Origin of the sequence: Persicitalea sp., assembly GCF_041751555.1 — a bacterium.
Classification (GTDB): domain Bacteria; phylum Bacteroidota; class Bacteroidia; order Cytophagales; family Spirosomataceae; genus Persicitalea.
In genome coordinates this window covers 1-11,525 of record NZ_JBGSXF010000632.1, presented here as the reverse complement: position 1 = coordinate 11,525, position 11,525 = coordinate 1, and the positions used below count along the sequence as shown (strand labels likewise).

Annotated in this window: 8 protein-coding genes; 2 read left to right on the top strand and 6 right to left on the bottom strand. The window is 53.4% G+C overall.

Annotation, left to right across the window (positions count from 1 at the left end; all coding sequences use genetic code 11):
• The coding region (locus ACEW8P_RS22345; RefSeq protein WP_373515286.1) for an ABC transporter permease at positions 1 to 1,628 on the top strand (1,628 nt) is incomplete at its 5' end.
• Between the two features lie 26 nt (positions 1,629 to 1,654).
• Here the strand turns inward: ACEW8P_RS22345 and ACEW8P_RS22340 are convergent.
• From ACEW8P_RS22340 to ACEW8P_RS22330, 3 genes are all read right to left on the bottom strand, one after another.
• The gene (locus ACEW8P_RS22340; protein ID WP_373515285.1) at positions 1,655 to 2,989 is read right to left on the bottom strand and encodes a sulfatase; all 1,335 of its coding nucleotides are present in this window, start codon (positions 2,987 to 2,989) and stop codon (positions 1,655 to 1,657) included.
• 98 nt (positions 2,990 to 3,087) lie between these two features.
• On the bottom strand, positions 3,088 to 4,776 hold the full coding sequence (locus ACEW8P_RS22335; RefSeq protein ID WP_373515284.1) for an arylsulfatase: 1,689 nt from the start codon (positions 4,774 to 4,776) through the stop codon (positions 3,088 to 3,090).
• Between the two features lie 81 nt (positions 4,777 to 4,857).
• On the bottom strand, positions 4,858 to 5,832 hold the full coding sequence (locus ACEW8P_RS22330) for a polyprenyl synthetase family protein (protein ID WP_373515283.1): 975 nt from the start codon (positions 5,830 to 5,832) through the stop codon (positions 4,858 to 4,860).
• A 178-nt stretch (positions 5,833 to 6,010) separates the two neighbouring features.
• On the opposite strand from ACEW8P_RS22330, the gene ACEW8P_RS22325 reads away from it, so the two are divergent.
• Positions 6,011 to 6,925 (top strand): patatin-like phospholipase family protein, encoded by a 915-nt coding sequence (locus ACEW8P_RS22325; protein WP_373515282.1) that lies wholly within the window; start codon positions 6,011 to 6,013, stop codon positions 6,923 to 6,925.
• A gap of 28 nt (positions 6,926 to 6,953) precedes the next feature.
• Here the strand turns inward: ACEW8P_RS22325 and ACEW8P_RS22320 are convergent, their stop codons facing one another.
• The 3 genes from ACEW8P_RS22320 to ACEW8P_RS22310 all read right to left on the bottom strand — a co-directional run.
• The gene (locus ACEW8P_RS22320; RefSeq protein WP_373515281.1) at positions 6,954 to 7,793 is read right to left on the bottom strand and encodes a 1,4-dihydroxy-2-naphthoyl-CoA synthase; all 840 of its coding nucleotides are present in this window, start codon (positions 7,791 to 7,793) and stop codon (positions 6,954 to 6,956) included.
• Positions 7,794 to 8,000: 207 nt separating this feature from the next.
• Positions 8,001 to 9,671 (bottom strand): RagB/SusD family nutrient uptake outer membrane protein, encoded by a 1,671-nt coding sequence (locus ACEW8P_RS22315; protein WP_373515280.1) that lies wholly within the window; start codon positions 9,669 to 9,671, stop codon positions 8,001 to 8,003.
• Between the two features lie 114 nt (positions 9,672 to 9,785).
• A partial coding sequence (locus tag ACEW8P_RS22310) for a TonB-dependent receptor domain-containing protein (RefSeq protein WP_373515279.1) occupies positions 9,786 to 11,525 on the bottom strand: 1,740 nt, incomplete at its 5' end.

Genomic DNA, 11,525 nt, shown 5'->3' with positions numbered 1-11,525 from the left:
CGAATATTCATTTGGCTGCTTCCCTTAACGAGCCTTTGCAAACTACGGGCAACGTGAAGTACGTGTATATGCTGGCAGGAATCGCGCTGTTGATCTTGCTGATTGCATGGTTCAACTACGTCAACCTCTCTACCGCCAACTCGCTGAAACGCGCCGGGGAAGTGGGCGTCAGAAAAGCTGTGGGCGCGACACAGTCCAACCTGGTCGCGCAGTTTTTGGGTGAGTCGCTGCTGACCAACCTATTGGGCTTCGGGCTTGCACTTGTGTTGGTAGTTTCATTGCAGCCTTTTTTCGTAGAACTGATTGGGAAAGAGGTGTCGCTCGATGTGTTGATCCAGACCCCCGTTTGGCTTTACGGCTTGGCACTGCTGCTGACGGGTACTTTGCTGTCGGGGTTCTACACGGCCTGGGTACTTTCCAATTTCAACCCCATCGAAACGCTGAAAGTACGGGTAACCAGCAACGCCAAAGGGGTCTGGCTGCGGAAAGGGCTGGTCGTGGGGCAGTTCGCTATTTCCACCTGCCTGATCCTGGCTACAATTGTTATTTACAATCAGTTGCGCTATATGCAAAACATGGATTTGGGCGTCAGCAGCGAGCAGATGATGGTAGTACAAGGGCCACAAATCGGGAAAGATAGTTCGTTTGCTGCCCGCACGGGTACTTTTGCCAATACGCTGGCGCAGCAGAGCTTCGTGCAGGAATTTGGTACTTCGGGGACGGTGCCGGGCAAGTTTTATAATTTCCGCACGTCAGGCTTCACGCAGCCGGGCTCCCAGCCCAAAGACGAACTGAAAGGCTACTCTTTCGCCCTCGTCGGCGACCGCTATTTCAAAACCTACGACATCCCGTTGGTAGCAGGACGAAGCTTCACCCCCGAGGAAGTAGCAGTCGAATGGAACGATAATTCCAAGATGCTGCTCAACGAACGAGCGGTGTCCGAACTGGGCTTCAACTCGCCCGAAGAAGCCCTGCAAACCAAGGTCAAATGGGATGAAAGGTATTTGGATGTCATCGGCGTAGTGGCCGACTACCACCACACCAGCGTGCAGAATGCCATAGATCCCATCATCTTTTATCCCCAGAACTCTACCGCTTATTATAGTGTCCGACTTACCCCCGAAAACATGGGCGACAAAGTGGCTTCGCTCGAAAAGCTTTACAAATCTTCCTTTCCGGGCAATCCGTTCGAGTACTTTTTCATAGATGAGAACTACCAGAAAGCCTACGCCGGGGAGCAAGAATACGGACAGCTTTTTACCGTGGCTTCGATACTTGCCATTTTCATCGCCTGCTTGGGGCTGTTCGGCCTGGCGACCTTCACCGTGGAAGCAAGAACCAAAGAGATAGGCGTTCGCAAGGTACTTGGTGCCAGCGTGACGAGCGTCGTGGTACTTCTTAGCAAGGATTTTCTGAAACTGGTGATCGTCGCTATCGTTATCGGCGCACCCGTGGCGGCTTATTTCCTGCGGCAATGGTTGCAGGATTTCGCCTACCGTATCGACATCGAATGGTGGGTGTACGCTTTGGCCGCGCTGTTGGCGGTGTCGATCGCCTTCGTAACGGTCGGCTATCAATCCATCAAAGCCGGGCTGATGAATCCGGTGGATTCGCTGCGGTCAGAGTGAGGTTTACTTATTCGCCTTCGTCACTCTCACTGCTCGCGATTGACAAGGGAAGGCAGCGATTTTCGCCACGTCAGCAGTTGCTGGCTCATCTTTTGGGTAATTTTCGGATTATGGGCGGCGACATTCTGTTCTTCCAATGCGTCTTTTTCCAAATCGTACAGTTGCGCGTCAGTTCCGTTATCGTTCAGCAGCAGCTTCCAGTGGCCAAGCCGCATCGTCAGGTTTGGACTGACGTCTTCGGCATTGGGTGGATAGATAAAGCTCTGATGATTGCGCCCGTATTCCCAGAAAATCGGCTGTTTTCGGACGAATTTCTTGCCAAACCAGGCATCTGAGACATCCACTCCGTCCATCCTTTCGGGATTGGGAACAGGTGAATTGGTCATCTTGCAAAATGTGGGCAGCAAATCCATCGCCACCATTACGGCATCTTCATTGACGCGCCCGGCAGGTACTTTGCCCGGATAGCGGACAATGAAGGGCATCCGGATGCCGCCCTCGTAGAGCGAAAGCTTCGTACCACGCAGTCCCACCGTGCGGCGGTCGCCGAAGGAGGGCATCGGGCCATTGTCACTCGTAAAAATGACCAACGTGTTTTCGTCCAGGCCGAGGGCTTTGAGTCCCGCCATCAGACGGCCGATTTGCGTGTCCAGTTCCACCAGCACTTTTTCCAGGCTGGGTAGTTTCTGTGAATCGCGGGGATGCACATCTATCGTTTCAGCATCGGGAATCCAGGGCGTGTGGACGTCATCGGGCCAAAGGTTGATGTAGGACGCACTTTCACGGTTTTTCGCCAGAAACTCCAACGTCTTATCCACAAAATAACCCGTGCGGTTCCAACGCTTGACGCTGTCCTCCTTCGACCAAATCCAGTTCGTGGCCGTCAGCATCGGGTCGGGGTCGGGACTTTCGTAGGTGCTGGAATATTCATCGAAGCCGTATTCAGAAATGCCCGGAGCCTCGGTTACGTCGCGTCCGCCGCCCATGTGCCACTTGCCAAAGTGAGCCGTGTGGTAGCCATTCTGCCGCAAAGTCCGCGCCACCGACGGAGCCGATGGGTCAAGGAAATCCGCCATTTCGCAGGTGTGGTTGTGCTTTTTGTTGCTAAGATAGGAGGTGATATTCCAACGCGCGGGCGCCATCCCGGTCGTCAGCGCCACCCGCGAGGGCGAACAGATCGGTGAGCCGCTATAATACTGGGTAAAGCGGGTTCCCTCCATTGCCAGGCGGTCGATATTGGGCGTCGGAGCTACTTTCCCCCCATAACAACCTACATCACCAACGCCCATATCATCCACCAGAATGAGTATAATATTGGGTGGACGGGAAGTGGGATTTTGGGAAAAGCTCGGGGTAGCCAAGCCAATAAGACAAACCAAAAAAATACAAACTAAAAGTCCAGAAAAGGAGAACCAGTTCAAACGCATCTCATTGTTCATATCTCGTTACTTATAATTCATCATTTCGAAACTCCCATCTTACTACTCCAAGCCTCGTATTTTTGCAGCATAGCTCTGCCTTTCTCAGGATTCTTTGCCATCAAATCGTTCGATTCAGTACGGTCTGCTTTGATGTTGAACAGTTCCCAATCGTGCTGCTTGGGAGCGACCAGCTTCCAATCGTCCTCAATCAGGGCGCGGCCGCCTTCGTGTTCGAAGAACAGCTGCGCGTAGCCAGAGCGTTTTTTATTCATGAAAGTTGGCACCAGACTTTTTCCGTCCATCTCGTTGATTTTATGGCCTTGGTACTCTTTGGGATAAGGCGTTCCGGTCAATTCTAAAATGGTAGGTAGTATATCCATTACGTGAGTAAGTTCGTCGGTCGTGCTACCTTTTTTCGTTTTCAAGCCTTTCCAATGCACAACCATCGATGTCCGCACACCGCCACCTATCGACTCGGCCTTCCAGAGGCGATAGGGCGAGTTGATGGCGTTGGCCCATTCTGGCCCGATGCCCGTGTAAGCAATCTCTTTTCCTATGGCTGCCGTGGGAATATCGTCGGCGTACAATAGCTTTTCCCCGGAGCGGGTTTCGGAAGGGCGATCGTAGCCGGGAACGCGCGGAATTTCGGGCGAAGCACCGTTGTCGGACATGAATACAATCAGCGTATTGTCCAGTTCGCCCGTATTCTCCAGTGTTTTCAGCACCCGACCGATCCCGGCGTCCATACGATCCACCATCGCGGCGTGGGTTGCCATTTTTTTGACGTTGAAGGCTTTTTCTTCCGCCGAGAGTTCGGACCACTTGCGGCCTTCGATGGGCGAGAGTTGGTTGTCGGCGGCAGTAAGAAAGCCCATTCCGATTTGGCGGTCGCGGCGCTTTTTCTGCAACACGTCCCAGCCGTCTTTATAGGTGCGCATGTACTTTTGGATGTCCGTTTCGGGTGCCTGAATCGGCCAGTGCGGCGAGGTATAGGCCAGGTACAGGAAGAACGGATCATCCTTTTTGGAAAAATCCTTGATGTACTCCGATGCCTTATCGCTAAAATCATCGGTGATGTAGTAATCCTTTGCGACAGTTTTGACGGGCTTATCGCCATTTACCAGTGAGAACGGATCGAAGTAATCGACTACGCCCCAAATGATGCCATAGTACTTTTCAAAACCTCGATTGAGGGGGTAGGTGCTAACCTCGGCGAAAGGAATGTCGGGGTCGTATTGATGATTCAGCCAGTCGAGGTGCTTCTTCTTGTCTTTTAGCGGTACAGCTTCGGACAGGTGCCATTTACCCACCATTCCCGTTTTGTAGCCGTGGGGTTTGAGGGCTTCGGCGATGGTCACACCGCTGCGATTCATGCTTTTGCCGTTGCGGTCGAGGCCAACTTTGTGTTGATACTGACCCGTGAGCATACTGGCGCGGGTGGGGCAGCATCGGGCTGAGTTATAGGCGTTCCTGAACCGCAGCCCGTTGGCAGCGAGTCTGTCCAAGTTGGGCGTCTTGATCTCGCCGCCGTAGCAGCCCAAATCCGAATAGCCCATGTCGTCGGCCAAAATGACGAGGATGTTAGGTGGTACGGCATTCCGGCGGGCCACCGGTCCGCCGGTGCGGCTTGGTTTCTTTTCCGCTGGTTTTTCCGTCTTTATGATAAAACCGAATAACCCACTGGTGGCTATAAGAATGACCAGGCCTATTTTTAGCGCTTTGCTCATGTTATTTTACTTTGTCTTTTTATAAGTGCGCACCTAGAGACCTTGTCATTCTGAGGGGAGCCGAAGACGGGTCATTGAAGACTACTTTGTACGCTCAATGGTAAACTGTACGAGTTGCTCCAGTGAGTCGCGGTAGTTCGATTCAGGAAAAGTACCCAAAAGTTGTCGAGCCTCCTCCACGTAGTGCTGCATGGCAGCCTGAGCGTAGGCAATGCCTCCCGACTTCTTTACATAGTCAATCACCTCCGTTACCTTGCGCGGCTGGTGGCTCTCGTTACGAACGATGTTGATGATACGCCGTTTTTCCAGCCACGAAGACTGATTGAGGGCATAGATCAGCGGTAACGTCATCTTTTTTTCTTTGATATCAATGCCTAATGGCTTACCCACTTCGGCGTCGCCATAGTCAAAGAGATCGTCCTTTATTTGAAAGGCCATGCCTACTTTTTCGCCGAAAGTGTGCATACGGGTCACGAGTTCAGGGGCAGCCCCCACCGAACTGGCACCCACAGCGCAGCAGGAAGCGATGAGGGAAGCGGTTTTTTGTCGGATGATTTCGTAGTAAACAGTTTCATCCACGTCTAGTCGTCGGGCTTTTTCAATTTGAAGCAACTCCCCTTCGCTTAGTTCCCGCACGGCAGTAGAGACAATTTTCAGCAAGTCAAAATCCTCGTTTTCAACCGATAACAGCAGACCACGCGAGAGCAGGTAGTCGCCCACCAGCACGGCGATTTTGTTTTTCCACAAGGCACTCACGGAAAAGAAACCGCGTCGGTAGTTGGAGTCGTCCACGATGTCGTCATGGACGAGCGTAGCCGTGTGGAGCAATTCGATGAGCGCCCCACCCCGGTAGGTGGCTTCGGTGATGGGGCCACACACACCCGCCGACAGGAACACGAACATAGGCCGCAGTTGCTTTCCCTTACGGCGGATAATGTAGTTCATGATCTGATCCAGCAGCCGCACATTGCTCTTCATCGAAGCCCGAAACTTAGGCTCGAACGCCTTCATTTCGTCTTTGATCGGGGCCTGTATGTCTTGAATCGAGCGGGTCATGGAATAGCTATCGAACAATAGCCGTCAGAGGAAGGCAGTGAGGGTAAAAGGCAGTTTTAAACCACAAAATTGCCACAAAATCTTCTGTTTATACCTATTTTGCGCCTGATTTGTTTCTTACTGACGCTTTTACCCCGGCAAAAAAAGCGGATAGACCATAGTCGATAGCCAGCCATTTATGAAAGCATTGATATTAGGAGGTGGTTCCATGAAGGGCGCCTTTCAGGTGGGGGCCGCCAAGGCAGTTTTGGAGGACGGTTTCGCACCTGATATGATCTACGGCGTGTCAGTGGGGGCACTCAATGCCACCTACCTCGTCAACGAAGCCGGGAAGCAGGATTTGGACAAAGGCCGGGTCGACTGGCCCGTCGTGGGGCGTAACCTCATGGCTTTCTGGATCAAGCACATTACGCAGCCGCAGGACGTAGCTCTTTTGCGCTCGCGGGTATCGCTGGGCTTCAATACGTTGATGAGTCGTTTCAACGGGCTGCTCGATCCTGCACCGTTGCACAACCTCATCCGACACCATACCGACCCCTTCGTGCTGCGCAATAGTCCGGTCAGAATCAAGGTGGGGGCTGTGAACATCACGCACGGCGATATCGTATATGCTTCGCCTGACGACGAGTTTTTCATGGACTACGTGCGGGCCAGTTCGTCGCTGCCCATGCTCATGCCCGCCGTACCGATCGGCAGCAGAACCGATAAATTTCTTGACGGTGGTCTGCGCGTGGTGGCACCCATTCACGAAGCCATCCGCGACGGCGCCAAGGAGATCGTCCTCATCGCTTGCCACGCCCAGCAACTCTACACCCGCGAAAATTTCAGCTCGCGCAATCTCATCAGCCTCATCGAACGTGTGAAGGATGTGACCGTCAACCAGATCGTGAACAACGACATCGAGTGGGCGGAGGCCTACGCCGAGCGCTCCGTGCTGCGCGGCGATCCCATCAAGCTTACAATCATCCGTCCCGAAGAGCCGCTACTGCTGGACTTGCAGGGCTTTACTTCGGAAGACATCACGCGGTTGATATTGGAAGGCTACAAGTTGGGGTTGGATGCCTTGAAGCGGGCCAAAGAAGCGGTCAAATAAAGTGAGCGCACCTTAGTTTCTTTATGAATCAGGAATGCTTCGGAAACTGATCGAAATCCGGTTTCCGTTTCTCCAAAAAAGCATCGCGGCCTTCGCGGGCCTCGTCGGTCATGTAGCCGAGGCGGGTGGCTTCGCCCGCGAATATTTGCTGCCCTACCATGCCGTCGTCCACGAGGTTAAAGGCGAATTTCAGCATTCGAATCGCCATTGGGCTTTTTTCTAAAATTTCCTGCGCCCATTGGTAGGCTGTTGCTTCTAATTCGTCGTGTGGTACCACGGCGTTGACCATACCCATCTCGTAAGCTTCCTGCGCCGAATAACTGCGGCCCAAAAAGAAAATCTCCCGCGCCCGCTTCTGCCCGATTTGTCGGGCCAAGTAGGCTGAGCCGTAGCCCGCATCGTAGCTGGCCACGTTGGCGTCGGTTTGCTTGAAAATGGCGTGTTCCTTGCTGGCTAAGGTTAAATCACAAACCACGTGCAGACTATGGCCGCCGCCCACCGCCCAACCCGGCACCACGGCGATGACAGGCTTAGTCATGAAGCGAATTTGTCGTTGCACTTCCAAAATATTGAGGCGGTCGAGGCCGTCGTTGCCCTTGTAGCCCGCCTTGTCGCGAAATTTTTGGTCACCACCCGAGCAGAACGAGTACACGCCGTCCTTGGCCGGGCCTTCGCCCGATAGTAAGACTACCCCGATGCTGCCGTCGTTGCGGGCGTCATTGAAGGCATCCAGTAGTTCAAAGACGGTGCCAGGCCGGAAGGCGTTGCGGACGTCGGGACGGTTGAAGGCGATGCGAGCTACTCCGTTCCCTTTTTTGTAGGTAATGTCTTCGTATTCCTTGGCGATCTGCCAGTTTGGTTCTTGCATTTTTGTTCGGCGTTTTTTATGACACAGAGTTTCACCGAGAAGTACGCCAGGTGCGCCGGAGCGACCCGGTCCAAAGCGCAGTTTCCCAAAGTTTTTCTTAAATAACCGGAAAGTACGCTGATTTTCACAAAAAACGGGCACTACGATTGATTGTTTTTGGGTGAAAATAATCAATCGTAGTGCCCGTTCCAACGTATGATCAACCAACTAGTAGCTATCGTTCTGTTTCAAATACCCCGGCAGGTTCGACGCGCCGTCGATAGCCGTTTGTGGAATGGGGAACAATCGCTTCTTCGGGTCTTTGTTGGTTTTTTCGGTCCAGGTGTCTTCGTATTTACTGAAACGGATCATATCACTGCGGCGAAGCATTTCCCAGTAAAATTCGAAGCCCCGCTCGCGGTAGAGCAAATCCAGGTTCATCGCTGTGAGGGCCGGGGGCGGCGTACCCCGCGCCGTGCGGGCGGCACGAACGGTGTTCACGTCGGCCAGGGCAGCAGCCTCTCCACCACCCTTGCGGAGTTTGGCCTCGGCCCGCATCAGGTAGGCATCCGCCAGGCGCACGATGATGAGATCGGCCTCACCGAAGTTGCGCCCGCTCGTGGACTTCTTGCTGAACTCGTACTTTTCCACCCGGTAGCCCGAGCTGTAATTGCTGCCCTCTACCGTGAAATCAATTTTTTCGGTAAAGTTCACGGGCAGCGTGGGTTTGTTGCGCGAAGCCGAGAACAGTTTCCCGACCTTCATTTTACCATCGGGACATTTCAAGAAAGCTCCATTTACGCGGAGCAGCCCGTACTGCTGGCCGCGCAGAATGCCGCGATTGACGTTAAAATTGTCCGCCGCCACGCAGGAGTCGGCGGGATTGGTGTAAATGGACAAGTTTTGCTTGTGAAAGCGCGGATCGACCGAAGGGTCGGCGGGGGCGTAGGCTTTAGCCCAGGTCTGATAATAGTCCGAGGTGATGCCCGGCCCGTCGGTGCCGTTGGCAGCGGGGTAGGCGGGCAGCGGAAACTGGTCGCCCGAAAGTGAGAAATAAGCCATTCGGTTGTGGCCGTTCAGGTCGGCCCTCTGATCCACGGCAAAGATGAGTTCCTTGTTGGTGTGGTTGTCCGAATCGAAGATGGAAAAGTACTCCTTCGCCAAGGCGTACTGGCCCGACGAAATGATCTTGTCGGTGTATTCCACAACCTTGTCCATATCCTCCGGCTTGAAAGCGGGCGTTCCGTAAGGGTCGCGATAGACGGCAGCATTCAGATACAGCCGCGCCAGCAGCCCCCAAACGGCTCCTTTGGAAATGCGACCCGGCCCGACGTTGGCCTGCACGTCCGGCTCGATGGCCAGCAGTTCGCTCTTGATGAACTCGAAGGCCTCCGTGCCGCGCAGAATCTTGGAATTGGCCCCCAAATCATCTTTCACAAACACCAATCCCCACAAATCCAGCGTCAGCATGGAGTAGTAGGCCCGCATCCCCCGCGCCTCGGCGATGTACGCCTTCGTGACGGGGTCTTTCAGCGTGGGCAGGGCGTTGAGAGCTGTAATTGTCCGTGAAACACCTTGCAGGATGAGGTTCCAGGTATTACGGATGTTCGGATCGGTACTGGTGTAGGTATGCGCCTGCATGGCCAGATAAATGCCATTGTCGCCCCAGTCAGTGCCGCCCCGGTAAGGCAGGATGGCCTCATCGGTAGAGATTTCCTGCAAAGCAAAATACGTAGTATGCTGAAAGATGTTGGGTAACAGCGCGTAAGCAGGTACCAAAATACCATCGGCGGCCTGCCGATCGGTAAGACCGCTGGCCGAAGTTTCGTCCAGTACGTTCTCTTCCAGGTTGGTGCAACCGAAGAGGATCAGGAAGGAGAAGAAGAGTAGCTTTTTCATGTTGAAATTAATTTTGAATGAGTGAATGAGTGAATGAGTGAATGATAGAATATTGCTTTCGCCCGACTTTACCTATTCTATCATTCTATCATTCACCCATTCTATCATTGATTGTTAAAATGTCACATTAAGTCCAAACACAAACGTCTTCGCCTTCGGGTAGCTTAGGTAGTCTACGCCGTAGGAAGAGATTCCGTTGATTGCGCGGTTGGCGTTAACCTCGGGGTCGTAGCCGTTGTACTTCGTGATCAGGAACAGATTCTGGCCCGTAGCTGACAGACGGATGCCCGAAACCCAGCGCTCGATGCCCAACGATTTGGTATTGAAAGAATAGCCGAGCGACATATTATTCAGCCGGAAGTACGCCCCGCTTTTCAGGTAGCGCGATGAAACCGGGGCCGCGTTGTTGATCGACTCGTTAGTCGCCTCGATGGCCTCAGGAATCACGTTCTGGCCTTTGGACAGTTTCAGTTTGTAGAAATTGGAGTTGGCCGTGTTGTCATAGACCTTATTTCCCGCCACGCCGTTGAGGTTGAACGAGAAGTCGAAGCCCTTGTGCGACAGACCGCCGTTGATGTTGTACTGTCGGGTGGGCAGGGCGGTGCCGAGGGCCACGCGGTCTTTATCGGTCACAAGACCATCACCATCCGTATCGCGGAAAGTACTTATTCCTTTATCGTCGAAGCCCGTAAACTCTTTCAGGAAAAAAGTACCGATCGGTTGTCCGTTGACGTAGCCGTTGATCGTGGCCGAAGTAAGGCCCGAGCCCGAAGCCGCGCCGGAAGGAATGACAGAGTAGGGCGAGCCTTCGACATTGTTGTCGATGAAGGTAATGTTGCCACCGATGTTGGCGCGCAATCCGTTACCCGCCGTGTAGCGGTAGTTCAGATCCAGTTCCAGGCCCCGGTTGGTGATCGTCATGTCCGGCACGTTGGTCCAGAAAGTGTTGGCAGGCTGCACGGGATCGGCGGGGATCACTTCCAACAGAATGTTGTTCGAGACTTTATCAAAATAGTCGATCGTACCCGACAACGCATTGCTGAACAGTGCAAAGTCGAGGCCCACGTCCATCTGCTTGGAGACTTCCCACTGAATGTTGGGATTGGCCAGGCGCACGTAGGAAGTACCCGGCACGTAAGGGCCGGTGTCGGTTAGTGGGTAGCTGGCGGATGAAGAAATCTGCGAAGTAAACAGTGCCTGCGTGATTTTGGAAGGAATTTCCTGGTTGCCTGTCACTCCATAACCCGCACGTAGTTTCAGGTCGTTGAAAGGCGATGATTTCATAAACTCCTCTTCAGACAGCCGCCAGCCCACCGAAGCTGACGGGAAAACGCCGTACTTGTTGTTGGCCCCGAACTTCGACGAACCGTCGGCCCGAACGGTGGCCGTCAGCAGGTACTTATCAGCAAAAGTGTAGTTGACGCGGCCAAAGAACGATTGTAGCTCATTCTCGATGGCGAAGCCTGTCGGGCGGTTGTTGGCAAAGGTGAGTTCCTGGCCCAAACCCGGATTGTAGATCGGCTCGATGCTGGAAATGGGGAATTTGTTTACGCTCGAACTGCGGCTTTGAATAAGAAAATTCTGGTACGAGTGACCCACCAGTCCAGTAAAGCCGTGGTTGGCATTGGAAAAAGTATAGGTCAGGTAGTTTTCAATCAACGAGTTGCGGTTAACCGCATTGATCGTTTCAAGCCGACCGTCCTGCTGCGGCACGGCGTTGGCCAGCGACTGCAAGTCACGTACCGAACTGGAATTGTCCACTCCAAAATTGAGCTTGTACACCAGTCCTTCTATGATTCGGAACGAAGGCGTGATGTTGCCCACCACGCGGTTGGTCGTCGTGATGTCCTTTTC